Origin of the sequence: Fontivita pretiosa, assembly GCF_050410795.1 — a bacterium.
Taxonomy (GTDB): domain Bacteria; phylum Planctomycetota; class Phycisphaerae; order Tepidisphaerales; family Tepidisphaeraceae; genus Fontivita; species Fontivita pretiosa.
The window spans coordinates 2,309,436-2,333,258 of the sequence record NZ_CP191258.1 but is presented as its reverse complement, the minus strand read 5'-3'; the positions used below and the strand labels follow the sequence as shown (position 1 = coordinate 2,333,258).

At 62.9% G+C, this 23,823-nt stretch carries 19 protein-coding genes, 2 tRNA genes and 1 pseudogene; 4 read left to right on the top strand and 18 right to left on the bottom strand.

Translation table 11 applies throughout. The features are described from left to right. Positions 1 to 39 precede the first annotated feature (39 nt). The 11 genes from ACQS5P_RS09510 to ACQS5P_RS09460 form a co-directional block, all read right to left on the bottom strand. Positions 40 to 1,359: an acyltransferase family protein gene (locus ACQS5P_RS09510; protein WP_428940650.1), complete on the bottom strand. Its 1,320-nt coding sequence runs from the start codon at positions 1,357 to 1,359 to the stop codon at positions 40 to 42. A gap of 229 nt (positions 1,360 to 1,588) precedes the next feature. Further along, positions 1,589 to 3,154 carry a sensor domain-containing diguanylate cyclase gene (locus ACQS5P_RS09505; RefSeq protein ID WP_428940649.1) on the bottom strand — a complete coding sequence of 522 codons (1,566 nt, stop codon included), beginning with the start codon at positions 3,152 to 3,154 and terminating at the stop codon, positions 1,589 to 1,591. 1,782 nt (positions 3,155 to 4,936) lie between these two features. Continuing rightward, positions 4,937 to 6,085, bottom strand: a complete 1,149-nt coding sequence (locus ACQS5P_RS09500; RefSeq protein WP_428940648.1) for a glycosyltransferase family 2 protein — start codon at positions 6,083 to 6,085, stop codon at positions 4,937 to 4,939. A gap of 18 nt (positions 6,086 to 6,103) precedes the next feature. Continuing rightward, positions 6,104 to 6,403, bottom strand: coding sequence for a MoaD/ThiS family protein (locus ACQS5P_RS09495; RefSeq protein ID WP_428940647.1), 300 nt, complete (start codon positions 6,401 to 6,403; stop codon positions 6,104 to 6,106). 30 nt (positions 6,404 to 6,433) lie between these two features. Continuing rightward, entirely contained in the window at positions 6,434 to 7,618 is a 1,185-nt protein-coding gene (locus ACQS5P_RS09490; protein WP_428940646.1) for a WD40/YVTN/BNR-like repeat-containing protein, read from the bottom strand. A gap of 68 nt (positions 7,619 to 7,686) precedes the next feature. Continuing rightward, complete coding sequence (locus ACQS5P_RS09485) at positions 7,687 to 8,043, bottom strand: YciI family protein (RefSeq protein ID WP_428940645.1); 357 nt, start codon at positions 8,041 to 8,043, stop codon at positions 7,687 to 7,689. Between the two features lie 34 nt (positions 8,044 to 8,077). Beyond that, a complete protein-coding gene (locus ACQS5P_RS09480; RefSeq protein ID WP_428940644.1) occupies positions 8,078 to 8,551 on the bottom strand; it encodes a VOC family protein in 474 nt (157 codons plus the stop codon). A gap of 50 nt (positions 8,552 to 8,601) precedes the next feature. Further along, positions 8,602 to 9,081 carry a DUF1579 domain-containing protein gene (locus ACQS5P_RS09475; protein WP_428940643.1) on the bottom strand — a complete coding sequence of 160 codons (480 nt, stop codon included), beginning with the start codon at positions 9,079 to 9,081 and terminating at the stop codon, positions 8,602 to 8,604. Between the two features lie 146 nt (positions 9,082 to 9,227). Continuing rightward, complete coding sequence (locus ACQS5P_RS09470; protein ID WP_428940642.1) at positions 9,228 to 10,532, bottom strand: RNA polymerase sigma factor; 1,305 nt, start codon at positions 10,530 to 10,532, stop codon at positions 9,228 to 9,230. A gap of 142 nt (positions 10,533 to 10,674) precedes the next feature. Continuing rightward, positions 10,675 to 11,670: a hypothetical protein gene (locus tag ACQS5P_RS09465; RefSeq protein ID WP_428940641.1), complete on the bottom strand. Its 996-nt coding sequence runs from the start codon at positions 11,668 to 11,670 to the stop codon at positions 10,675 to 10,677. 369 nt (positions 11,671 to 12,039) lie between these two features. Next, positions 12,040 to 12,113, bottom strand: a tRNA-Asp gene (locus ACQS5P_RS09460). A 293-nt stretch (positions 12,114 to 12,406) separates the two neighbouring features. Here ACQS5P_RS09460 and ACQS5P_RS09455 point away from each other — a divergent pair. After that, positions 12,407 to 12,703: a hypothetical protein gene (locus ACQS5P_RS09455; protein ID WP_428940640.1), complete on the top strand. Its 297-nt coding sequence runs from the start codon at positions 12,407 to 12,409 to the stop codon at positions 12,701 to 12,703. 70 nt (positions 12,704 to 12,773) lie between these two features. On the opposite strand, the gene ACQS5P_RS09450 is transcribed toward ACQS5P_RS09455, so the two are convergent. The 6 genes from ACQS5P_RS09450 to ACQS5P_RS09425 form a co-directional block, all read right to left on the bottom strand. After that, positions 12,774 to 12,844: transfer RNA gene (locus tag ACQS5P_RS09450), tRNA-Gln, on the bottom strand. A 30-nt stretch (positions 12,845 to 12,874) separates the two neighbouring features. Beyond that, positions 12,875 to 13,668, bottom strand: a protein-coding gene (locus ACQS5P_RS09445; RefSeq protein WP_428940639.1) for an IS5 family transposase whose coding sequence is annotated in 2 segments (ribosomal slippage) — positions 12,875 to 13,482 and positions 13,482 to 13,668 — 795 coding nt in all. Because the reading frame shifts where the segments join, the coding sequence is not laid out codon by codon here. A 29-nt stretch (positions 13,669 to 13,697) separates the two neighbouring features. Further along, positions 13,698 to 14,267 (bottom strand): hypothetical protein, encoded by a 570-nt coding sequence (locus tag ACQS5P_RS09440; protein ID WP_428940638.1) that lies wholly within the window; start codon positions 14,265 to 14,267, stop codon positions 13,698 to 13,700. A 1,126-nt stretch (positions 14,268 to 15,393) separates the two neighbouring features. Beyond that, positions 15,394 to 16,248, bottom strand: a complete 855-nt coding sequence (locus ACQS5P_RS09435; protein ID WP_428940637.1) for a hypothetical protein — start codon at positions 16,246 to 16,248, stop codon at positions 15,394 to 15,396. 565 nt (positions 16,249 to 16,813) lie between these two features. Continuing rightward, positions 16,814 to 17,323, bottom strand: a complete 510-nt coding sequence (locus tag ACQS5P_RS09430; protein WP_428940636.1) for a hypothetical protein — start codon at positions 17,321 to 17,323, stop codon at positions 16,814 to 16,816. A 407-nt stretch (positions 17,324 to 17,730) separates the two neighbouring features. Continuing rightward, positions 17,731 to 18,033, bottom strand: a complete 303-nt coding sequence (locus tag ACQS5P_RS09425) for a hypothetical protein (protein WP_428940635.1) — start codon at positions 18,031 to 18,033, stop codon at positions 17,731 to 17,733. A 213-nt stretch (positions 18,034 to 18,246) separates the two neighbouring features. Between ACQS5P_RS09425 and ACQS5P_RS09420 the strand changes: the two genes are divergently transcribed. The 3 genes and pseudogenes from ACQS5P_RS09420 to ACQS5P_RS09410 all read left to right on the top strand — a co-directional run bounded on the left by ACQS5P_RS09420 (position 18,247) and on the right by ACQS5P_RS09410 (position 21,752). Next, positions 18,247 to 18,567, top strand: a complete 321-nt coding sequence (locus ACQS5P_RS09420; RefSeq protein ID WP_428940634.1) for a hypothetical protein — start codon at positions 18,247 to 18,249, stop codon at positions 18,565 to 18,567. A 166-nt stretch (positions 18,568 to 18,733) separates the two neighbouring features. Next, a pseudogene (locus ACQS5P_RS09415) lies at positions 18,734 to 19,547 on the top strand (IS5 family transposase). Between the two features lie 960 nt (positions 19,548 to 20,507). Further along, the gene (locus ACQS5P_RS09410; protein ID WP_428936970.1) at positions 20,508 to 21,752 is read left to right on the top strand and encodes an IS256 family transposase; all 1,245 of its coding nucleotides are present in this window, start codon (positions 20,508 to 20,510) and stop codon (positions 21,750 to 21,752) included. 34 nt (positions 21,753 to 21,786) lie between these two features. Here the strand turns inward: ACQS5P_RS09410 and ACQS5P_RS09405 are convergent, their stop codons facing one another. Then, a complete protein-coding gene (locus ACQS5P_RS09405) occupies positions 21,787 to 23,442 on the bottom strand; it encodes an RHS repeat domain-containing protein (protein WP_428940633.1) in 1,656 nt (551 codons plus the stop codon). Between the last annotated feature and the right edge of the window lie 381 nt (positions 23,443 to 23,823).

Genomic DNA, 23,823 nt, shown 5'->3' with positions numbered 1-23,823 from the left:
TTCCTTCATCGGAAAAGACTCCCGACCCCTTTTTCTTCGTCACGCCGCTGCCTTGGCGCTGGTGGATTCGCGTTGCAGCGCTGCGTGCGTCGCCTGCGCCCTGGGCTCCATGGGGAAATAGTCCTTGAGCTTCAGGAAATGCTTCTCCAGCAGGTTCCAGCTCGCCAGCGCGGCCAGCAGCGAAAGCGTCCACGTGGCGGCGTAGTAGATCAGCAGGCCGGGCAGCAGGCTGCCGCCCAGGCGCACATGCGCTGGGGAAAAGACATACTCGGCAAACAGGATCATGATCGGCATGTGCAGCAGATACACCGCATAGCTGTACTTGCCGAAGGTCCTCAGCGGGCGGCTGGCGAAAAAGCGGTTGGCCCAGGTGCCCCTGTCTGAGGCGGCGGCGAAAATCAGGATCGAGCCGTAGAAGATACTGATCAGCCCGTTGCCCAGCGTCACGTAACCCGGGCTTTGTCCGATCCCGCGACGATAGCCCAGCTTGTACATCCCGACGATCAGGATGCCCAGCGCGATGGCGCTGGCCGGGCCGATGATCTTCGCCGGCCTGATCAGGCACCCGATACCGCGCGGCCCGCGCGCGATCAGTGCGATCGCGGCGCCGACGGCCAGACCATCCACGCGGCAGGGCGTGAACATCATCGCGACGTTCCAGAATCCATCCAGCAGCAGCGCCGTGCGCAACGCCATGGCCCCGAAGAACATGTACACACAGATCCGCAGCAGCGTCTGGCGGGTGCACAGGAACACCACCAGCGGCCAGCACAGATAAAACTGCTCTTCGATCGAGAGCGACCAGGTGACATGAAGAATGTGGTCGGTGGTTCGGCCAAGGTTTTCGGTCAATCCCTGGCTGTAGTTGGAGATGTACAGCCAATAGGGCAGCGGCCCGGTCTGAAGCTCGCCAAAGCCCCTGCTGAATCCCGCCGGCAGCATCGGCCAAACCAGCAGGAACAGCACCAGACAGGCGTAGTAAAGCGGGAAGATGCGTACCGTTCGCCGGGCGTAGAAGTTGCGGAAGTAGTGCGGCTTGTTCTTGGCGTCGTATAGGATTCCGGTGATCAGGAAGCCGGAGAGGACGAAGAACAGGTCCACGCCGGTCCAGCTCAATCTCGCCAGACTCAGGATGCCGCGATCAACAAGACTGGAGAAGGCCTGGTTGGCGCTTTCTCCGAAGGGGCGTTGGGTGGCATGACAGAACAGCACCAACAGCACCGCGATGCCGCGAATGCCATCCAGGGCCGGAATATGCGAAGGCAGCCGAAGCGGCGGCGCAACGGCGGGCGATGGACTGTCTGGTTGGCCATCGCCGGAATCGGTCAACAGACGCGAGGATTGCAATTGGTCTGTCATGCTTCAGGGTTATCGCCACGCCGAACGGTGCCGATGGGCGCAAGCTCGCCGCAGATTCGAGATCGGCTTACGAAGGCGGCATCGTTACCAGAGGTCGCACCAACATTGTGGAATCGATCCTGGCCGCAAGCCGCGCGCGATGTCGCGTGTTGTGGACGGCGGGATTATAGGTCCGGACACGTCGAACACGGGACCGAGTCCCAAATTGGGCCGGTGAGCGACTGACGAATCAAGCGGCGGGCGCGCAGGTCTGAGCGCCCGGCGAGGTCGAGTCGGCGGTCGTCGGCACTGGCGTCGCCTCCGACGCGCACTCGGGCAGAGTTGATGAGGCGCATGGCTGCGGTTTGAGGTTGAAGATTTTCACGCAGTTTCTTCCGGCGTGCTTGGCATGGTAGACCGCCAGGTCCGCGGCCTTGAGCAGGTGCGCCGGCGAGCGGAGCGGCCCGCCGGGTTCATACCCGGCCACGCCGATGCTGGCCGTGACCGGTATCTTCAGCCGCTCGTGAATCACGGGCCGAGCGGCGATGGCGCGACGAATGGTCTCGGCGATGGCAGCGGCGACGTCCCGCGGTGTGCCGGGCAACACCAGCACCAGCTCTTCACCGCCGAATCTGGCGGCCAGGTCCTGAGGTCGGGCCGCACTGCTTAAGAGTCTGGCGACGGCGCGCAGCACGCTGTCGCCGGCCTGGTGTCCGTGCTTGTCGTTGATCGACTTGAAGCGGTCCAGATCCATCAGCAGCAGAGCCAGGGGCTTGGCGGCGTGGACGGCGGCATCGAACTGCGCGGCCAGGAACTGATCGAACGTGGCGCGGTTGGCCAGTCCGGTCAGCCCGTCTTTTTTGGCCTGTTCCAGAAGCTGCTGGTTCTGCTGCTGGGTCTGGAGGGTGATTTCGACGAGGGTCTCGGTGGCCTTCTTGAGGATCGCCTCAAACTCCTGAGGCGAGCCGATGTTGATTTCGAAGAGGTTGGCGACCTCGCGGGTTCGCCGCCCGATATCCGCCAGCAGGGCATCGCAGTCGGCTTCGGGCAGGCCGTGCTCGGCATTGAGTTTTCGTCGCACGTCGGCGATGGCCCCGGCGGCCTGATCGTCCACGAAGATGTCGGCGCAGCGTCCGCCCAGCCCGACAATGTCGGCGAGTTTGCGCAGCGACGGGTCCTGCGCGCTGTCGGGGCTGTGGTGGCAGGCCATCGGCACCGCCAGGACCGGCGGCAGCCGCCACTGCTGGGCCAGCACGCCTGCTACCTCGGCATGGGTCATGCCCAGGGTGGATCGTTCGATCGCGGGCAGGTCGGCATGGGAGGCTGCGGCGGCGATCGCGTCGCTGTACGCCTGGCCCATCACCAGATCCAGCACCAGCATCCCGATATCCGCCAGCAGTGCCGCAAGGAACGCTTCCTCCTGTTGCACGACGCCGACTCTGGCGGCGATCGATCGCGCCGCCGTCGCCGCGTAGATGCTTCGCTTCCAGTACGGAATGTGCCTGAAGCCACGGCTCTTGTTGTGCATCAGGTTGGTCACCAGTGAAAAACCCAACACCAGCGTCTTGACCGACTGGAGGCCAAGAATCACCAGGGCGTGGCTGATGGTGGCGACGTGATGACTGCGTCCATAGAAGCTGGAGTTGACCGTCCGCAGGATTTTGGACGACAGGGCCGGATCACGGGAAATCGTTTTGGCGATTTCGGCGATGTCGGCGTCGGGGCGCTGCGCAAGCTCCAGAACCTCCACTGCGATCGTCGGCAGCGTCGGAAGATTGGGGCAGTTGCGAATGCGATCGACGAGCTGTTCGTTCATGGCTGTGGCGATTTCGCGGGGCGGCGCAGTATGCAGCCGATAACCCAGAGCCCAATTGGCGATCTGGGCTCAGCGCTTCCGGGCACGGTGTCCCTGCTTACTATCGGATGATTCAGGGCTTGAATTTGCGCGCTTGTGTGCCAGGCGACGTCAGGTCGAATGATATGTCAGCCATCGCACACGCCGCCGGGACGGCTTGCCCGGATCTGGCCAGTGTCGCGGCGAATTGACCGGCTATTCGCAGCGTCGGTAAAGTCCACGCCATCGGGGCAGATCTTCTGGACGGGTATTGATCGGGCGACTTGCAGCCATGCGGTCGGCCCGGCGGCGGGATATGAGCTGCAATCTGCTTTGGCGATTGTCGGGCAACAGCTCCCGGGCGGCGATGCTGTCGCTGGCAGCGTGCCTGATTCTTGGTGCGTCGCTGCGTTTTTATCGGCTGGGGGCCAAGACCTTCTGGTTTGACGAGACCTGGACAGCGGCGCACGTGACGGGGCACCGCTTGGCCGACGCCGAGCGCGACCTGCCCGCCGGGCAATCCGTTCGCGCTGAACAGCTTCGCCGATACGTTCAGTTTGATCAGTCCTCATCGCTGGGCCGAACGTTGCGCCTGATCGCCCAGACCGACTCGAATCACCCGCCGCTGTTTTATGTCATGGAGTACGGCTGGGGTCGGATGTTCGGCGACTCGCCGGCAGCGCTGCGAGGCCTGTCGGCCGTGATCGGCGTGGTCGATATTGCGGCGTTCGCATGGCTCTGCTGGATCATGCTTCAGCCGTGGCCGCTGCCCACGCAGACGCACGGCCTTCTGGTTATCGGCACGGCGCTGTTCGCGATCTCGCCGTTCCATCTGGTCTACGCGCAGGAGGCCCGCGAATACAGCCTGTGGACCCTGATGATCCTGGTTTCGACGGCGGCGTTGATCCATGCGATGCGTCGGGACAGCGCCGCACCATGGGCGCTGTACGCGTTGAGCGCCATTGCGGGCATGTACACGCACCTGCTGTTTGCCACGGTGATCGCCGCGCATCTGCTGTACGTGTTGATCGCGACACTCGCCGGGCCGCGCCGGGACTGGCCAGACGTCCGCCGCCCCCTGCTGCCCGCAGTGATCGCCATGCTGGCCACAGCGCTGGCGTTTGCGCCGTGGGTGGTGGTGATGTATCAGTCGCGCAGGCGGCTGGAGGCGATCATGGACTGGCAGGCACAGCGCATGCCGCCGTTGATGCTTCTTCAGCGTTGGGCCGGCGCGCTGGGCAACACGTTTGTTGACCTGTGGTATCAGGACGCAGCACGATCCACGCCATCGATGTGGTACGCCAGCCGCGGGGCGGCTGCACTGGCGGCGATTGTGGCCCTGTACGCTGTCTGGTTCGTCGCCCGGCAGGCGCCACGAACCATCTCGATGCTGATCGTGGCGCTGGCGGTTGTGCCGTTTGCGATGATCGCGGCTCCGGACCTGCTGATGGGCGGACAACGCTCGGCGCTGTCGCGCTATCTGACGCCATCGCTGATTGCGGCGCAGCTTGCAGTGACACTCCTGCTGAGCGCGATGATCAGTTCGCGCGGCCGGACCAGGGTCGCTGGCATGCTGCTGGTTGGGCTGCTGCTGTGTGGCGGAGCGGTATCCGACCTGATCATCAGTCAAGCCACCACGTGGCGAAACAAAGGCTCGCAGCAATTCATCGAGATGGCGCGGATGATCAACGCCACGCCCGATGTGCCGGTGCTGGCGGATACGTCGCTGGCGCGCGGGCATGTGATCGCGCTGTCGCGATATCTTCATCCGCAGGTGCGAATCGAGTTCGTGTCCGGCGAAGACGGTCCGGACGGTTCGACCACGGCAGCTTCGGATGCCTCGCCGCCGCTGTGGCTGCTGGGCTTTGAGTCGCCACAGCAGCGTCGCAGGTTCGAATCCACGGGCGCTTCGGCGCGGCTGGTCTGCGACATGTTTCCGCCACTGTGGAAGCTTGGTCCGTCATCCTGAGACTGCTGCGGGGCGGTGCGGACCACTTCCTGGACAATGAACAGCGGCCGGCCCTTGACCTGGTCGTAGATCCGTCCCAGGTATTCGCCCATCACCCCCAGCACCAGCAGTTGAGTTCCGCCGACCAGCGCGATGGCGGCCATCAGGCTCGTCCAGCCGGAGACCGTGTGGAACAGCAGCCACGAGACCAGCGAGTAGACCAGCAGCGCCGCAGCGAAACACGCCATGAAAAGCCCGACCAGGCTGGCCCATTGAAGCGGTCGGACGGAGAAAGCGGTGACGGCGTCCATGGCGAAGCGAAGCATCTTGCCGAAGGGGTATTTGCTGCGTCCGGCGAAGCGCGGACAACGGTCGTACAGCAACGGCACCTGCCGGAAACCGATCCAGCTCACCATGCCGCGGATGAACCGATGGCGCTCGGGCATGGCCTGGAGAAGATCCAGTGCCCGGCGAGTGATCAGGCGGAAGTCGCCCGTGTCCGGGGGAATGGGCACGTCGGTGATCCGGCGAATCAGCCGGTAGAACGCCGACGCCGTGGCCAGCTTGAACCACGATTCGCCCTCGCGACGCCGCCTCTGCCCGTAGACCACATCGGCCTGTTGTTCATCCATCGTCCGCAGCATCTGGGGCAGCAGCTCGGGCGGGTCCTGGAGATCGGCGTCGATGATGAGGATTCGCTGCCCGCGGCAGAAGCTCAGACCCGCCGTCAGCGCCAGTTGATGCCCGTGGTTGCGCGAAAGGTTCACCGCCACCACCCGCGGATCCGCGCGGCAGATGGCCGTCATCTTCTCCCAGGTTTGGTCGCTCGAGCCGTCGTTGACCAGCACGATCTCGAAGCTGTGCCCGGTGGCTTCGCAGGCGGCGCGGACGCGACGGCAGAACTCCTGAATCGTTTCGGCTTCGTTGAAACAGGGCGCCACGACGGAAAGGTACGGTCGCACCATGGCGGGCGGCATTGTACCCTACCCGCCAGCGATTGCTCCAATGATGAACAGCGGCTCGCTGCCGCTGGCGACGGCTTGCGGAAGCGGGGCGTCGGGCGGTTCATTGGACAGATCCTCCTGGCAGGCGAAGAACCGCACCAGCGCCCGCCGACGCTGCGTCACGTGGTCGCGCACCGTGCCGCGAAGCATCGGGTACCGCGCCTCCAGCGCGTCAAGGACAGCTCGCTGCGTGACCGGTCCGGTTATCTCCAGACTGACCTCGCGCTGCGACAGATTCGCCAGAGTACGCAAATGTTGGGGCAAAACTACGCGGACCATGGTTGATTCCATCCGAGCCCGGCATCAGCCTCACCTGCTCAGTGTCTGCACTTCCACGGACAACACCGCCGGCAGATCGCGCGCAATCGCGATCCAGTTATCACCCGAGTCCGGCGAGCAGTACACCTGCCCGCCAGTCGTGCCGAAATAGATGCCGCACTCATCGAGCTGATCCACGGCCATCGCGTCGCGAAGAACATTGACGTAACAGTCGCTTTGCGGCAGCCCTTTCGCCAGCGGCTCCCACTCGTTTCCCCCGGTGCGGCTGCGGTAAACGCGCAGCTTTCCCTCCGGCGGATAGTGCTCGCTGTCACTCTTGATCGGCACGACGTAGATCGTCTCCGGTTCGTGCGCGTGCACGTCGATGGGGAAACCGAAATCGCTCGGCAGGTTGCCGCTGACCTCGCGCCAGTTCTCGCCGGCGTCGTCCGAGCGCATCACATCCCAGTGCTTCTGCATGTACAGCGTCGTCGGCCGAGAACCGTGCAGCGCGATCCGATGCACGCAATGGCCGATCTGGGCTTGCGGATCGGGGATGTAGTTGGACTTCAGCCCGCGGTTGATCGGCTTCCAGGTCTTGCCGCCGTCGTCGGTGCGGAACGCTCCGGCGGCGGAGATGGCGATGTACATGCGATCGGGATTGGTCGGATCGAGCAGGATCGTATGCAACCCCAGCCCGCCGGCGCCGGGGGACCACTTCTCCCCCTGCGCGGCGCGCAATCCCGCCATTTCCTGCCAGCTTTTGCCGCCATCGCTGCTGCGAAAGATGGCCGCGTCCTCGACGCCGGCCCAGACCGTGTCCGGATCGCTCAGTGAAGGCTCCAGGTGCCAGACCCGCTTGAACTCCCACGGGCGCTGCGTCCCGTCGTAGTGCTGATGCGTGGTCAGTTTCAGGCCCGTTTGCGGAGATTGATCGTAAACGAACTTGTTGCTCTCGCCCCTGGGCATGCCGTCTTCGCCCTTCAGCTCCTCGGGCCTGCTGCCCGGCGTGCGCCAGGTTGCTCCGCCGTCATCCGAGCGTTGAATGATCTGCCCGAACCAGCCGCTGGTTTGCGAGGCGTAAATGCGATTCGGATCGGCCGGCGATCCCTTCACGTGGTAGATCTCCCAGCCACCGAAATGCGGGCCGTCGATCCGCCACTTCTGCCGCTTGCCATCCGACGTGATGATGAACGCACCCTTTTTTGTTCCCACCAGAACCCGTACGCTGCTCATGTGTGTGTCTCCTGCCAGTAGATGCAAAAGTTGCAGACCGCAGCCCCGATGCTGATCGTTCGCCCCGACTACGCTGTCGGAAGCCCCTGAATCTCCATCACCGGGCGAATCTCCACGGTGCCGAGCTTGGCCGGCGGGATGCGCGCCGCGATGGCAATCGCCTCATCCAGATCCCTGGCATCGATCAGGTAGAACCCGCCGAGCTGCTCGCGCGTTTCGGCGAAGGGTCCGTCGGTCACCAGCGTCTTGCCCTGGCGAACGCGCACGCTCGTGGCCGTCGCCACCGGATGCAGCGGCGAGGCGTCGATGTACTTGCCGCTGGCGTGCAGATCCCGCGCAAGCTGCGCCGATTCGACATAACACTTGTCTCGATACTCGTTGGTCAGTTCCTTCTCGTTGGCGTAGATCAGCAACATGTATTTCATGGTTCGCTCCAGCACGCCGACCATCGACGGTTCATCACTGTCCCTCGAACGCACGCTTCAGAGTCGCGATGTCGAGCTTGATCATCTTCAGCATCGCCTCCGCGACCCGTTTCGACCGCGCCGCATCCTTGCTGCCCAGCAGCTCGCCCAGCGCGACCGGAACCACCTGCCACGACACGCCGAACTTGTCCTTGAGCCATCCGCACCGCGCCTTGTGGCCTGCCTCCGACAGTTTCTCCCAGTAATAGTCCACTTCCTCCTGCGTCTGGCAGTTCACGACGAAGGAGATGGCTTCGGTGAAGTTGAACATCGGGCCGCCGTTGAGGGCTACAAACTCCTGCCCGTCGAGCGTGAAGCAGACGGTCATGACCGAGCCTTTCGGTCCCGGCCCGGCGTCGCCGTAGCGGGCGATGTTCACGATCCTCGAGTTCTTAAAGATCGAGGTGTAGAACGTCGCCGCTTCTTCGGCCCTTCCATCGAACCACAGGAATGGCGTGATCTTCTGCATGTACTGCTCCCAGTCTCTGTGCCTCTGTGGCGGCAAAATCCGATCGCCGATCACTTGCGCCGATAGTGCGCCGTCATGAACTCGTGCCACTGCCCGTCGGGGCCAAAGTAATGCGAGATCAGCTTTCGTTCGTCCGGATTGATAATCTGAATCGTGTCCCTGAACCTGGCCATCTTGCCTTCGGCACAGAAATCCGGTCCTTCCGAGCCAAGCCAGAGCGTTTGTTGCGCGGCATCGAGCTGGCCGTCGTAGATCCACAGGTGCGACATCATCGATCCGATCCAGGTGCCAACGAATCGTCGCTGCCGCGGGTCGTAGCCGAGCGTCATGATCATCTGCGCCATCTCGCCGCCGGGCATTTCGCCCTGGCCGTCGCACACCACCCACAAGCCGCCCAGGGGGCGGACAGTCTCCGAGCCAAAGAATTTCTGACGTGGCTGGTCCGGACCCATCGAGCAGTCGGATTCGTACGTCCACTGGCCCACGAGCTGCTGAAGCCACTGGTGTTCCTTTTGCGGTTCGGTTTTCATCCAGTCTCCTCGAAAGTTTTGCCCTCGGTCCTGCGGCCCATTGTGCTACGGCCGTTCGCGTGTGCTGCGGCGTCACGCCATATAGTCGCCGCCGCGCCGGCGCATTCGACAAGCACCGACGAAAAATCCTCAACCAGGATCTCTCTTCAGCTTGCGTGACAGATGGATTCGCGGAGACGGCGCTCCAGGAAACGCCGCTCAGGCTCCTGGCGCGCCAGTTCCAGGGCACGCTCAAAGGACGCTCGGGCCTCGTCGAATTTTCTCAGCCGACGGCACAATTCTCCCCTGGCCGAGTGTGCCAGGTGATAGTCGTTCAACTGGCCGCGCGCAAGGATGCCGTCGATCAGCTCCAGCCCCGCATCCGGCCCATCGCGCATCGCCACCGCCACCGCGCGGTTCAGTTGCACCACCGGCGAAGGATCGACCTGCACCAGCAGATCGTACAGTGCCACAATCTGTGGCCAATCGGTCTGGTCGGCGGTGGGCGCCTCGGCATGCACCGCAGCAATCGCCGCCTGAAGCGAGTATGCACCGAATGTCGCGGACGACAGCGCCCGCTCGACCAGCGCGACGCCCTGTCTGATTTGGTCTTTATTCCACAGCGCGCGATCCTGATCCTCCAGCAGGACCAGATCACCATCCGGCGTCGTCCGCGCCGCCCGACGCGACTCCTGAAGCAGCATCAACCCCAGCAGCCCCATCACCTCCGGCTCCTCAAGCAGCTCCAGCAGCAGCCAGCCCAGGCGAATCGCCTCGCCGCTAAGGTCCGGCCGAGTCAGCGACTGGCCCGCCGATGCGGAGTACCCTTCGCTGAAGACCAGGTAGATGACATGGAGCACGGCATCCAGCCGCTCGGGCAGATCGGCGCGGGATGGAACCTGGTAGGGGATTCCCGCTTCGCGGATTTTGGCCTTGGCGCGGACGATCCGCTGCGCCACCGTCGCCGGGGCCGCCAGAAACGCCCGCGCGATCTCTTCGGTCGTCAGGCCGCACACCTCGCGCAGGGTCAGGGCGATCCTGGCCTCGGCGGGCAATGCGGGATGGCAGCAGGTGAAGATCAGCCGCAGACGGTCGTCCTGGACGCCGTCGTTGTCCAGATCGAGTTGGTCGGGTGTCGCGGCGGAGTGCGCGCTGGCACGCTCGGCCAGGTGGGTAAGCGATGCATCATGCCGCGCCTGCCGGCGCATCGCGTCGATGCCTTTGAATCTCCCGGCCGACACCAGCCACGCCCGCGGGTTTTGCGGCACCCCCTCGCCCGGCCAACGCTCGATCGCCGCCGCGAACGCCTCATGCAGCGCCTCTTCCGCCAGGTCGAAATCTCCCCCGAGCAGCCGCACCAGCGTCGCGAACACGCGGCGGGCCTCGGCGCGATAGACGGCGTCGATCCGTTCGCGCAGCGGCAGTTCGGCCGCCTGGCCGATCCTGCCGATGTCCTGGTCCTTCCCAGCCATGAGCAGTCCTCTGCGGCAATCCGGCAGTTCCCGTTACGCACGCCTCGCCGCTCGTGCAATGCCTGCGACGCGGGCACGAGCCATGGATACCTAACATAATCCAAACTAACGGCGCGCGTCAACACTTTTGTTCAGATTTTTGTTATCGGCATCGCACGAGCTGTTCGTCGGCGATCCCCAGCTCCGCACGCTTGGCCGCAATGTCGCGCAGAAACCGCTCGCCGTCGGTGTAGTACCCGGCCGTCGGCTCAAGCTCGGGCAGGTACTGTTTCCAGAAGCGATTGAAACGGTGCATCAACGCCTCGCGGAGGTACTTGCTCAGCATTGACGCCACCGCCACAGGCAGGCATTGGGCCTCGGCCTTGTGCGTGAAGATCAGCCGCACCACATCCGACCCGCGCAGCAGGCGATATTCCGCCCGACCGTCGGTTTCGCTGATCACTTGCAGCGACCATGGCTCAAACATCAGCCGCAACAGCGATCCGTAATGTTCACGCCCGCCCTGCTGGTCGCAGATGATCACAAGCTGCTGCTGGCCGAAGGTTCGCAGCAACTCCTCCAGGTGAATCGCGGTGGTGCAGAACAGCGTGCTGGCCTTGTTGCGAGTCGCCTGAATCATCCGATTCAGCTCTCGCTCCAGCACGACCCTGGCCGAAAGGTGCACGCAGCGCGTCTCCGTCCGCCGCATCTCCAGGCGCAACGCGTTGGCCATCAACTGGATCGATCGCGGGTTGTTTTCGAGGGGGAAAGGCTCCTGTTCGGCGGCGGCGTACCAGGGGTACTGGCCCAGGTCACCCAGCACGTGCGACGCCACGCACGCCAGTAATTCGTCCAATTGCTGCGCGTGGATGTCCGCCGCACAGGCCAGCGTCAGGATCGATCGTTCCAATTCCCTGATGCCCGTCGCCGGGCTGTACACCAGCTTGCTGTCGTTGATGTGCAGCTTGTTTCCCGAGCGCAGCCGAGACTTGCTCACCAGCTTTCGCAGCCGCTTCCACAGGCAAGGCAGCGGTCCCAAGGGGTCGGCCCACGGCAGCTCGAACGCACAGCATCCCACCACCAGGGGCCCCAGCAGCGGTCCATACCCGGCTTCGTCGATCCCCGCGAGTATCATGCCGCGGAGTATACCGACGGCCATCCGTTTGTGATCCGAAAAGCCCGGCCAACCCACCAAGCCTTCGAGCCGAAGCGGCGCTTGACAACTTGGGGCAGACGAATAGAGTTTTGTGTCGGCTCGACGAGCATCGGGCGCGTAGCTCAATTGGTTAGAGTACCGGACTGTCGATCCCAGTCAAGCCATCAATACCTTCATTTCTAGGCCAAAAACGCGGTTTTTGAGTCGCTCGAATCGCCAGAATCGCCGGTGTCGGGGGTCGCGACCCCCAAGCACAACCCCCGCGCGGGAACGTTTGGGGAATCTGGTGAATGGCTCTGGCGCTGGGGTCATAGCATCGCGGCGGGGGTCGTACGGAACAAGCAGTGCCTTCCGATTCCGACAAGACTTCAACGAGCGCGACGGGACTCGAACCCGCAACCTTCGGATCGACAGTCCGACGATCTAACCAATTGATCTACGCGCCCGAACCTGCAAACAGATCGCCACAAGCGAGCGAGCCACACCAATTCTTAGCCGGTGCAGTGCCCATCGTCAAGGTCGCCTCGTCACAGCAACAACGCTCCGGTTGAACAGCTTGAACGCGACGGCACAGACGCGGGGAGTCGTTCTGCGCCCCGTACGGGAATCGGGTGCGATTCAGGCCTGTGTCGAAGCTGACGTCCAATGCTGGCCCAAGCCTGCCGGTCAAGGGCATCGTCATAACCAAAACGCCAAACCCTGCTCCGGCTAGCCGTAGCATCTCTTGAGAGGTGTTGCTATGCCGGCAGACTTTGACATGTGCGTCAAAAAGGGCGGTCAGGTCAAAACGATCAAGCTGAACGACACGCAGTACATGCACGTCTGTTACCTGGACGGCAAATCGTACAACGGGGAAGTCAAAACCAAGAAAAGCGAGGGACACCTCTTGACCCCCTCCAAGTGCCGTTATTTCGCTAAAAACGCGGTTTTTTCGATGTCCAAGACGCCAAGTAAGACCGACAAGTCCACGATTTTGGGTGTCGGAACCCGCCGCTTGCGAGCCCCATCTTTTCTACCGTCCGAGGCAATCTCCTGATCAAAAAACATCTCGTGATGCGTCCTTGGTGAAAGGCGGGCGAGCAAGGGCTCGGTCGATGGAAACGAAGCTGGCCCACATGGATTTGAACCATGACTGGCTGATCCAGAGTCAGGTGTGCTACCGTTACACCATGGGCCACAGGCTTAAGAACGTGTCTGAAAAGCCCATTTATCCTGGTTCTAGACGATGAACCATCAGGTTGATCATCGCGATGCGGATCATTGACTCGCTGCTTTCGGTCAGCATCTCGTAGTCCTTGCCCAGCCTGCGGTACTTGCCCAGCCAGGCAAACCTGCGCTGCACGATCCAACGTTTGGGCTGTACCGCGAATCCCGCCTCGCTGCGTTTGACGATCTGGATGCTCCATCGGCCAACCCGCTTGGCCCAATCGATCAATTGGCCCGCGTTGCTGCCGTCGGCCCAGATCAGCTTCAGTCGCGGGAACAGCCGCCTGTCCTTGCTCTGGGCGGCAAGTTGGGCCAACGCCAGCTTGACGCCGTCGCGATCCTGAAGATCGGCTGCATGGACGACAATCGCGATCATCAGCCCCAGCGTATCGACCACGATATGCCGCTTTGTTCCGCTGATGTGCTTTCCCGCGTCGTATCCACGGCTCCCTTTTTCCGCCGTCTTCACCGACTGCGAATCGATGATGGCGGCGGAGGGCGTCTTCTGCTTGCCGGCCTCGACGCGGACTTGCTCGCGCAGGCGGCCGTGGATGGCCTGCCCGACGCCTTCGCGTCGGAAGCGGCGATAGTAATAGTGCACGTGCCTCAGGGCGGAAGGTCGTGCGGCAGCAGCCTCCAGGCGCAGCCGGCGCGCTTGAGATAGAGAATGCCGTTGATCACTTCGCGCATGCTCACCGTCCGGCGCCGACCACCGGGTTTTGCGGGCGGGATGCGTGGTTCGATCAACGACCATTGTTCATCCGTGATGTCACTGGGGTATGGCTTCCCTTCCATGCCGCCAGATTATGCCAAATGAAGGCTCTTCACACACGTTCTAAGTGATTCAAGCAGCCCACCGGCGTCTTCTCAACCACAGGATCCAAAATGCCAAACCTTGGGTCTGCGAAGCTTTCGGGCGGCAAGACGGGTATCCCAGTAGCGGGTTCACAGCTTAAGTCTGGTGCAAGGGGGTCGGTGTTTTCGGCGCGTGGGCACTCCTCGGCCTCCATCGCATGCCGATCCCTTTCGCCGATGCAGGCGCGCGACCGGGGCGAGCTGTCGCTTGTCTGGGTTGTACGCCACGAGCCGGCATCAAAATCAAGCGCCAGTTGCCCCTGCCAGGCGATCACCGCCCGGGCCTTGGACTCGCTCAGTTGACGTGGCGTGTGGTCGCTCAGCTTCAACTGCGCCAGGCGCCAAAGGTTCGCCGAGGCACGCGCAAAGGGCCCCGAATTGATCGCGATCCGGCATTCGAGCTCCCGCACCGCCAGCCACGCCCCGCAGCCCGCCCGGTTGATCAGATCAGTCACCGACGTGCAAATTGATCCGTTTAAGCTCTGGTAGCGACGCCGACGCACCGGCACCACGCCGTTGCACGTCAGCGTCGAGCGCATTGCCAACCCGTGATGCGCCAGCCCCTGGTTTACAAGGAGAAGAAAACCAATCCGAGGCTTCGGTTGCCTGCACCCCCATCTGCGCCACCGTCTCGCAGGCCACCCGGTTAAACTGGCCCAGGTACATCGCGGCAGGGGTCCTCCGAGCCATCGATCGGATGCCTCTTTGGCGCCGGGCTTACCGTTTTGGTGACCTGCACCGTCGCCTCATCGAATTTCGCCCGCATCCGCCGAATCAATTCCGCCTGTCCGATGTTCGTCAGCCGCGATTGCCGATGCTTGCCCGGCATTTCCACGCCCGAAAACGCGATTATCATTTCGCGACCGTAGAATTGGGGATTCCCAAAGCCTTCGCTTTCAGGCCGTACCATGCCTCGAGAGGTGCTGGGGCCAAGCCTGTGACACGATCCAGGACGTGGGTGCTTAGCCATCATCGATCAGGATAGTGGCTCGTGATCATGACGATTGTCATTTGATCTGCGGCAGCGCCGTCGGCTTTGCTGCGGAATTGCCGGGACCAAGCGTGCGTGAGCACGACCTGGCCGGCGAGATGCGTTATCGTGGGTACGGAATCGGCGATGCGGGGATGCCCGGGAGGCAGATCGCTGGTTAGGAGCAGCGATTGGGCTGGGCACGGATGTGAGGCTGATTGGGCACAGTTAAATGAGCGTTCAGCGGAACAGCCTCAGGGCGGGCGCATCGTGGCGGGGGTGTACGCGCTTCAATTGCGGTATTGCGCAGCCTCATGGGGGGGCCTGTTGGAGCGGGCCAGTCCCGCTGTCGGCCGGGCCGTCGGGGGCTTCCATTCCAAGCCACCGTGGCATCGGCCCTGAGCCGTTGTTGGCAGCAAGCCGACATTCAAGCTCTGCGGGGCAGGTAGCACCATTTGGAAGCCCGTTGAATTTGGCGCGGCGGCGGTCGAGCGATGTCGGCCATGGTCCATCCCAGCCGCCCAAACCAGCCTCGCAGGTGCACCTGCGCGAGCTGCTTGAGGGCCGCAAGGTTGGATCGAAAGTGCTGGTACTTGAGTTGCCGGATTGATGGCGCCGGGGGGCTGACCGCCAAGGCGCCGAACAGGTCTTGACCGCTTGGGATCTGGCGGTTGGCAGCAGGTGGGCGCGTGCTGCTATGGGCTGCCTGGCGGCGGGTCCGCATCGGCAGGCAAAGCGGAGGAGCTTGCTGCCGCCGGGCCCGTCGTGCGCGTTTGGGTGCCCGGGAGTCTGGACGGCTGGATCTGTCGTCCGAGCACATGGCTGAGGATGTCCAGGGCCTGTTGGACTGAGCTGGCGGCGACGGTGGCGATGCCGTCCCCGCCAAGGCGGTATTGCAGAGCTGCTATTTCCCAAGGGTCGAGCTGGATCTGCGCGACGAATTGGTGATGTTTGACGGGCAGAGCGGTGATCGGATCGATGCGGGAGGTGAGTCTGGTGATGACCTGAGTGCGGCCGCAGGCGGCGATCTGCTGGCCGATGGTACGTGCCGGTGCTCGCGGGGGCCGCGATGGTGTGGGGCGTGGCGCCGACTTGGGCCTTCGGCTTGGGCGGGGGGGCCAAAACCCCTTGCTGGTGATGAATGGCCGGACATACCGCAGCTGCATGAGCCACTCGGGCCAAGGCGAGTCATGCTTCAGCATGTAGCGCAAGATGGTTTGCGCGGCCATGGGCGGGGTTTGGTGTGGATATCGGGTCACGCGTGCCCAACCGAGTCCAGGGCCGTCGGCTGAGGCGCTGTTCGGTGGACCTGAACGGGACCAGAGCTTGCGCAAGGCGGCGTTGGTGAGCCCCGAGCCTGCGTCGACGATGATGTGAAAGTGCGGCCAGCCGTCCCGAAACTCCAAGGCCGCGAGGTAGTTGCGGGAGTGGAGGTATCCGTGGCGGTAGAGGTTCTGCATGAGCTTGGCCAGGCAGCGTTGCTTCGTGAGGCACTGGTAGGCGTCCTTTGGAAAGGCGAAGAGCCTGCGGTTGAGGGTGAGAGTCAGCATGGCCGGGCAGCAGAAGGCTTGGACAATAGGCAAGGCGCGCTCGTAGAGTTGCGTGAGTCTACGGACAGAACACCAGGGACAGAACCAGCTTTTGCAGCGGCAGGAGGAAATCTGGAAGCGCGAGGAAGGCGGATCATCGGCTGTTACAGAGTTTCCGGAGATAAGGAGATCAAGTCTGGGCGATTGGGTGGTGGAGGGCCCATTCGACGGCTCGTTTTGTGGGGCGGGCCAGGTTGCCGGTTGAATCAGCGATGATAAAAAGGTGTGCACGGAAGTATCCCCCTTTTTGTCTGGTGGTGCAGTACGCAGGTCGGTGAAGCTGCTGAATAGCGCGCTTGCATGGGGCGGCGCAGATTCCGATTGTGCAATGCGATTACGGCTGCTTTTTGAGGTTCTGTTGAATGACTGGTTGGGGCTGTGGTCTGGGCGGATGATGCCGGCCAGAGGCTTGGCGCTGCGCTGGCGAGTTGCGCTGCAGGGCCAGGCACTATGCAGGGTCGTGAGGAGCTGCCCGGAGGGCGGCGGACGAGCCTGAGCGGGGGCTTGGCGGCTGGGCACAGGCTGATCATGTGCCCGCCGATCTGGGGACGGGCCTGAGCGCGGCGGCGGGCACGAACCAGGCCACTTCGCGACCGCCGTACGATTGTCTCCAGTCCGAGCGCCCCAGGACGGACTGGCCGGGCAGGTAGCCTCGAATCGCGTAATGAGGGCAGCTTCCCGTGACCAGGACGAACAGGTGTCGCAGGTCGTCGCCGTCGCGGATGATCAGGTCGTAATCGTGGCGTGTGCGGGTTCTGACTTGGATGCAACTGCCAAGGTCGGGCCGGCGGAACGTGTTGACCGACCCATCCCAGTAGAGGTTGAGGAACTTTGCCAGGGCCAGTTCCCCGCAGGCCCCTTCGATGTGGTACTGCCATCCGGAATCGTGCCTGGCGCCGTGGTGATCGGGCAGCCCCCGGGCCAGGGCCTCGATCTGCCGCCGCACACCGACGGCTGCGGCCATCTGGATCTCGTAGGGCTGGAGGGTGACCGGCTCGAATTGCGGCCAGTTGAGCTGCGAACAGGCTGCGATCATCACTGCCCCTCCTGTGTCGGGTGGCGGCATCGTCGGCTGTGAACGCCCAGGTACCTGCGACCCCACAGATGATTCAGCACAAGTCGTCATGAGTTCACGCGTCCCTGGGAAAAAAAACACTGCGCAGCGGCTGTTGGCGGGCGCTGGCGCGTGCTCCACCACTGGCATCGGATCAAGGCGGCAGCTGTATAAATGCCGTTCAAGTAAGCCAGCAGCATTCGTCGTCCGGCGGCAGGCGATGGTCATGCTGGTCGGCGCTGCGGTGTGCCTGGGCTGGCGCGGCCGGGGGCCACCCGTGATCGATCCGCAAAGGCAAGACTTGAGGCAAAAGGCTGGTTTGCGACGGCCGTGATCGCATCGTCGGCCAGTGCAACCAGCTACGCGTCACAGTTGGCGGATTTGAGGATTCATTCGTTGAACACGCTGCGTTGCCTTTTGTATCGCTGCGGCCCTGGTTCACGTGGCCGCTCGCCGCACGCCAATGTCCTGCCCGGCCCGCCTCGGCTCATGCGGCTGACGACAAACATCCTGACCGCCCGGTCGATCGGATCGCTCAGCTCGCGATCGCGATATTCCTCGAAGGCCTGCTGCGAGTACGGGGTTGCCCTGATCGTCTGGCGGAAGATGTGGAATGATTCCGGCTGGTGCAGTGTGGTCCACAGGCAGTAGATGTTTTCATCCAGGTCGCTCAGCACGGCGGAGCGGTACATGTCAGGGTACAGGTTGAGGAACACCGATCCGCCCCCCGGGAACGGCGCGGCGTCGGTGTGGCGTATGCCGCGGCCCGCTTGACGCGTGGCTGCGTGCGTGTCCGTAATCGCGCAAACCGGTTCTTTTGCACACTTGGTGACGCGGGCAGCGCGGTAGAATCCGCCGCACGTGATCAGGATGATCACATATCCCCTGGAAGGAGGGAGTCCGCCGTGGTGTGCACGCGGTTTCTGCCCGACTTCTGCGGTTTGGAAGTTCAGGGAGTCACAATCGAGCTCGGTGTCGTTACGGTCGTCGCGCGCAGCAGTCTTAGCCGCGACCGCCCCCTGGACTTGTGCCGGAGGGTGATCGAATTGCACGAGCAGGATCACTCGGTGTGGAGAATCGCGCGAAAACTCGAGATCGACCGCGGGACGGTGGGGCGGTTCATCGACGCCGGCACCCTCTCGGAACGTGCTACCCGCCCGTATCCCAACCGTGGGGATTGGCTTGAGTCGTACCTGCGGCGCCGATGCGACGTAACTCCACCGTGAGCTTGTGCCATAGGGATTCAACGGCTCGTACCTCCCGATTCGGCGAGGGCTGGTTCGCTGGCGCGACAGCGACAGCTGCACCAAGGAGAGTAAGAGCGCCTAACAAAATGACTGATCCTATGTAGTCCGGTTTGCCGAAGTCATGGATGGACAAGCAGGTCCAGCTATGGCCAAACCGTTACTGGATGACGCGTTGTGGAACTTGATCGAACCGTTACTGCCCGCTCCCAAGCCTCGTCGCAGAAAGTATCCCGGCCGCAAGCCCCTGGACCGTCGCAAGGTCCTGACCGGCATCCTGTTTGTGTTGAAAAGCGGCATCCCGTGGGAGGACCTGCCCCAGGAGATGGGCTGCGGATCGGGCATGAGCTGTTGGAGATACTTGCAGGCCTGGCAGAAGGCCGGGGTCTGGGACAAGGTCCACAAGCTCTTGTTGGACCGGCTACGAGCCGAGGAAGAACTCGACCTGTCGGCGGCTGTGGTGGACTGCAGCCACGTGCGAGCGGTCGGGGGGGCGAAAGTACGGGTCCCAGCCCCGTGGATCGGAGGAAAAAGGGGTCGAAGCACCACCTCATCACGGATGCGGAAGGCATTCCGCTGGCCGTTGGGCTCACGGGCGGCAATCGCCACGACCTGACGCAGTTGATTGCCCCCTGGTGGACGCCATCCCTCCGGTCGCCGGCCAGGTCGGCCACCCGGTGCGTCGGCCCAAACAGGTCTTTGCGGACCGAGGATACGATTCCGACCCGCATCGTCAGGAACTGCTCAACCGCGGCATCGAACCGACGATCGCCCAGCGGGGCACGGAGCACGGCAGCGGCCTGGGGTTGTTCCGATGGGTGCTGGAGCGAACGATCAGTTGGCTCCATCAGTTCCGCCGTCTGCGGGTTCGGTACGAACGTCGCGCCGACATTCACATGGCGTTCTTGAAGCCGGGTTGTATCGTAATCTGCCACCGGTGTCTCACAAGTTCATTTTGTTAGGCGCTCTTAAGGTTGTCGCGGCCATCCACAGCTTTTGGTCATAGCTCCATCCTGATTCCCTGCTTGTTTCCAGCATCAGCGCTATCGTGGGCGCACCTCAATCGATCCGCGCGGCATGAGTTGCCACCGATCATTCCCCCACAAATAGCGATCCGTGACAACCTGCTCGTACCGTTGGCGGCTCGTTAGGACACTCACGACAACAGCGTAGTTTGCCGTCTCCACCGTGTCCTTTGAGAACATCAAAAGAAGCTCACCCGCATTTGCCGGAAGCGTTGCCTGATGCACATTGACCATGCCGGCGCATTCGCCAACGCTCACAACGCACGAGCGGAGTTTGCCCACCTGCTTTCCCGGAACGACTCCCCGTTGCACATCGTCGAGAAACGTCCTCTTGAGCTTCGCAACCTTGGAAGGTAGCACCGCGGACTCGCCCACGTTGCAGGATGACTTCACCTGAGTAACGCAGCCGCTACAGGTAACGGCACCCACCACTAGAAGCAACAGTGACAATATCGACCGGCTGGAAAGCATCGGTGCGTGTCCTTTTTTCACTGGCATTGGCCGATTTCGCCAGCGACTTCCACATCGGCCCAAACCTCGCCTGTCACGTGGCATGATTTGCCGAACCAATCCTTGTACTGGATGTCGATGAATACCGCTACCGGATATGTGCCATCCAGCTTGAGCTTGTTGCAGCACTTTTGTCCCTTCGCACAGACGACACTCGTCAAGTGATATCCGGCATTGCCATCCGGTAGCATCATTCCTGCTAGGTACTTGCATAGATTGCCGCCAGTTGCAACGTTGAAGAAAAGCTTTTGAGCTGCACACCCAAACGGCCTGTGAGCTATGACCAAAAGCTGTGGACGGTGACGCGGCAATAAAAGCGGCGTACCCTGGGTAACTGGTTTGATTCAGGAACCCGTTTGGCCCACGAGGCCAGGAAGGATACGCCACATGTCATCATCCACGCTTGCCCTGCGGCTGGCAACCGATTCAGTGGTCGATTTGACCCTGGAACGGATCGCCCGCGAGGGCGCCCGCCGCTATCTTCAGAAGGCGATCGAGGAGGAGGTCGCCGATTACATCAACGCCAACGCGCATCATCGGGACGATGCCGGCCACCGCCTGGTGGTGCGGAACGGCCATCACCAGCCGCGGACGGTCCTCAGCGGCGTCGGCCCGATCGAAGTGCATCAACCGCGGGTGGACGACCGCCGCGTCGATGAGAACGGCGTGCGCTTCCGCTTCACCAGCAAGATCCTGCCGCGTTACCTGCGTAAGACCCGTGCGATCGAGGAACTGGTGCCGTGGCTGTATCTCAAGGGGATCAGCACCGGCGAGATGCCCGATGCCCTGGTGCACCTGGGATTCGATGGATCGGGGTTGTCGGCCACCAGCGTGACGCGGATGCTGGCGGTCTGGCACGGCGAATACGAAGACTGGAGCCGGCGGGATCTGTCGGGCAAACATTACGTTTATGTCTGGGCCGATGGCTTGTACTTCGGCTGCCGGCTGAGCGACGATCGCCCGTGTTTACTGGTGCTGATGGGCGCGACTGCCGATGGCCGCAAGGAGCTGATCGCGATGGTCGATGGGCAGCGCGAGAGCGAGACGAGCTGGACAAGCTTGCTGCTGGACTGCAAATCCCGCGGGCTGGCGATCGCGCCCAGGCTGGCCACGGGGGACGGCTCCCTGGGCTTCTGGATCGCCCTGGGCAAGGTGTTCCCCTCGACCCGCCATCAGCGTTGCTGGGTGCACAAGACCTGCAATGTGCTGGACAAGCTGCCCAAAGGCGAGCAGCCGGCGGCCAAGACGATGCTGCACCAGATCTGGATGGCGGCGACCCGGTCGGATGCCACCAAGGCGTTCGACCGCTTCATCGAGGTGTACGGCGCCAAGTGGCCGCGCGCCACGGATTGTCTGGAGAAGGATCGGGCCGAGCTGCTGGCGTTCTACGACTTTCCCGCCGAGCACTGGCAGCACCTGCGGACCAGCAACCCGATCGAGAGCACGTTCGCGACGGTGCGGCTGCGAACCTACCGCACCAAGGGCCCGGGCTCTCGTGAGGCGGGAATCGCCATGGCTTTCAAACTGGCCCGCAAGGCCGAGTCACGCTGGAGAAAGTTGAACGGGAGCGAGAGATTGCAGGACCTGATCGACGGCATCGTGTTCGTCGACGGAGAACGAATCGCCGCTTAACCTGTCGCGGCCGTCCACAGGATTTGGGAATAGCTCACGGCCTGTTCTCTGAAAACTTGATATCCGCCTTGCAATTCTTGATGCTTTTCGGCTGTACCCAGCCGCACGGAATGCCATTTGGGAGCTTTCCTTCTAAGACTTCACCCCAGTCGATACCGGGATGTTCAACGTCGATATCTACGGGATCACCAGGCGGTCTTGGATTTGGTCCACCCGGCCAATATGGTGGGCAGTTTCGACCCACAGCGCACGTTCCATTGGGATCAGTGTAGTAAAGGGGGTTGCTCTGCACGTAGGCGTACAGATTCATCCCTTCACTGGAAAGATCGCGCGGCGGCAACTTTCGTCCCACAACCTTGCTCCCAACGCGCAGAGTCATTATCGCTTGCTCACCGAGAGCATCAGCGCTTGCGAACATCGGGTCATGACTCAAAAACCTCCCCAGCCCGGTGTGCAGCATCCGCATACGGTTGTACACCAGCCCGCTCTCCTCATCGTGCATCAGCCCCTGATGGCCGATGTTCCAGTCATAGCTGCCGGTGGAAGCCCAGACGCTGCGGACCCCGTACGGCGTGTACAGGTACCGCTCCTGCGGGTCTCCTGCCGCGTCCACGATGCAGGTGACGCTGTAGTTGGCATCCTGAAGGGCGTAGTGCCGCTGGTCCAGCGTCGTGTCGTCGCCGCTGTCCCTCTCCCGCAGGATCAGCTCATCCACGTAGCCGATCCCCCACACGTACTGCCGCTCCAGGTCGTTGGTCCGCTGGTCCACCCGCTCCTCGATGATCTGCCACTGCTGCGTGTAGAAGTACTGGCGGGTCTTGTCCAACTGTCCGTTGACGTAGGTCTTCCTGGTGATCCTCCTGCCCAGCCCGTCGTAGCTGTAGGCACCGACGAGGTTGGCTCCCTCCTTGACTTCAGTGAGCCGGTTCCAGGCGTCGTACTTGCCCGTCAAAGCGGTGGCGGGAGACGAGAGCTTGGGGAAGGTGGTCATATTGCCCACCGCATCCTGCACCGGATCAGCCCACGCCGGTCCCACCGTCTCGCTGATCGAGCTGATCTCGTTGGCCTTGTTGTGGCCGCGCGTCTGGTTCAGGTCCGTCGTGCCGCTGGTCCTGGTCACGTACCCATTCCAGTTGCCCGTGGCGTCCAGCGTCCAGTCTTCCTCCTTTGCCGGCGTGCCGCTGATGGCGTCCTTGTTGGCGTTGAGGTCCCCCCGGTCCATGCTGGTGAGGCGATTGAGGTTGTCGTAGGCGTAGTACTCGTCCCTGCCGCTGGTGACCGTGTGATCCCGGTAGATCCGGTTGGAGTTTCGGTCGTAGCCGTGGCCGAAGCGCTCGCGGTCGGCGCTGGCCCCGTAATCCCGCCAGAGCTGATCCACCACCCGCCCGAAGCGGTCCAGGCCGGAGTAGGTGCCGGTCGTGCCGCCCCACAGGTCCAGGCGGACCTGCGGCTGGGGATGGTCCCGCCGCACGATCGAGCCGCCGCCCAGGTAGCTGTAGCCGGCGTAGGTCGTGGCGCCCTGCTTGATGCTGGCGATGCGGTTCAGCACGTCGTCGGTCGCTCCGGTGCTGCCGTAATCATAGCTGATCACCCGCCCGCTGGGGTAGGCGGTGCCGCTGTAATCCTGTAACCCTCCTTCAACTGCTGTGGCGGGCAGGGACAGTCGCTGGAAGCAGCAGCCACGGGCCATCCAGTCTCCATACACCTTTTCTCCAACGCCACACGCGCAGCAGCACAACGGGGTGTTCAACCTGGCGCACCTCAAGCATAACCATCATCACCGCCACACGACTCTTCGTGCCACGGTCTGGCCCTACGATCTGGTACGTGATTCGCGTTTCTTCTCCGCGCAACGGCTCCTCAATGCTGGCACATGGAGGTTCCTTGTTAAGCGCCGGCTGCATAACCAAAGCGACATGCGCAGAAACGATTCGCGTGTCCGCGGAAATCAGACGCCTAGTCTTCTCCACGAGCGCCACGACACGTGGATCATCCGCAGGTTCGACCGTCTGGTCTCGTACCGAATCCGGGGCGGACACGCAACCGAAGCCCGCAAACGCGAGCAACAGAA

Excerpts from the sequence above, each read along its gene's own strand:
- ACQS5P_RS09510 (WP_428940650.1), bottom strand. The coding sequence starts at position 1,359 with ATGACAGACCAATTGCAATCCTCGCGTCTGTTGACCGATTCCGGCGAT.
- ACQS5P_RS09505 (WP_428940649.1), bottom strand. The coding sequence starts at position 3,154 with ATGAACGAACAGCTCGTCGATCGCATTCGCAACTGCCCCAATCTTCCG.
- ACQS5P_RS09500 (WP_428940648.1), bottom strand. The coding sequence starts at position 6,085 with ATGGTGCGACCGTACCTTTCCGTCGTGGCGCCCTGTTTCAACGAAGCC.
- ACQS5P_RS09495 (WP_428940647.1), bottom strand. The coding sequence starts at position 6,403 with ATGGTCCGCGTAGTTTTGCCCCAACATTTGCGTACTCTGGCGAATCTG.
- ACQS5P_RS09490 (WP_428940646.1), bottom strand. The coding sequence starts at position 7,618 with ATGAGCAGCGTACGGGTTCTGGTGGGAACAAAAAAGGGTGCGTTCATC.
- ACQS5P_RS09485 (WP_428940645.1), bottom strand. The coding sequence starts at position 8,043 with ATGAAATACATGTTGCTGATCTACGCCAACGAGAAGGAACTGACCAAC.
- ACQS5P_RS09480 (WP_428940644.1), bottom strand. The coding sequence starts at position 8,551 with ATGCAGAAGATCACGCCATTCCTGTGGTTCGATGGAAGGGCCGAAGAA.
- ACQS5P_RS09475 (WP_428940643.1), bottom strand. The coding sequence starts at position 9,081 with ATGAAAACCGAACCGCAAAAGGAACACCAGTGGCTTCAGCAGCTCGTG.
- ACQS5P_RS09470 (WP_428940642.1), bottom strand. The coding sequence starts at position 10,532 with ATGGCTGGGAAGGACCAGGACATCGGCAGGATCGGCCAGGCGGCCGAA.
- ACQS5P_RS09465 (WP_428940641.1), bottom strand. The coding sequence starts at position 11,670 with ATGGCCGTCGGTATACTCCGCGGCATGATACTCGCGGGGATCGACGAA.
- ACQS5P_RS09455 (WP_428940640.1), top strand. The coding sequence starts at position 12,407 with ATGCCGGCAGACTTTGACATGTGCGTCAAAAAGGGCGGTCAGGTCAAA.
- ACQS5P_RS09440 (WP_428940638.1), bottom strand. The coding sequence starts at position 14,267 with ATGCGCTCGACGCTGACGTGCAACGGCGTGGTGCCGGTGCGTCGGCGT.
- ACQS5P_RS09435 (WP_428940637.1), bottom strand. The coding sequence starts at position 16,248 with ATGCTGACTCTCACCCTCAACCGCAGGCTCTTCGCCTTTCCAAAGGAC.
- ACQS5P_RS09430 (WP_428940636.1), bottom strand. The coding sequence starts at position 17,323 with ATGATCGCAGCCTGTTCGCAGCTCAACTGGCCGCAATTCGAGCCGGTC.
- ACQS5P_RS09425 (WP_428940635.1), bottom strand. The coding sequence starts at position 18,033 with ATGTACCGCTCCGCCGTGCTGAGCGACCTGGATGAAAACATCTACTGC.
- ACQS5P_RS09410 (WP_428936970.1), top strand. The coding sequence starts at position 20,508 with ATGTCATCATCCACGCTTGCCCTGCGGCTGGCAACCGATTCAGTGGTC.
- ACQS5P_RS09405 (WP_428940633.1), bottom strand. The coding sequence starts at position 23,442 with ATGGCCCGTGGCTGCTGCTTCCAGCGACTGTCCCTGCCCGCCACAGCA.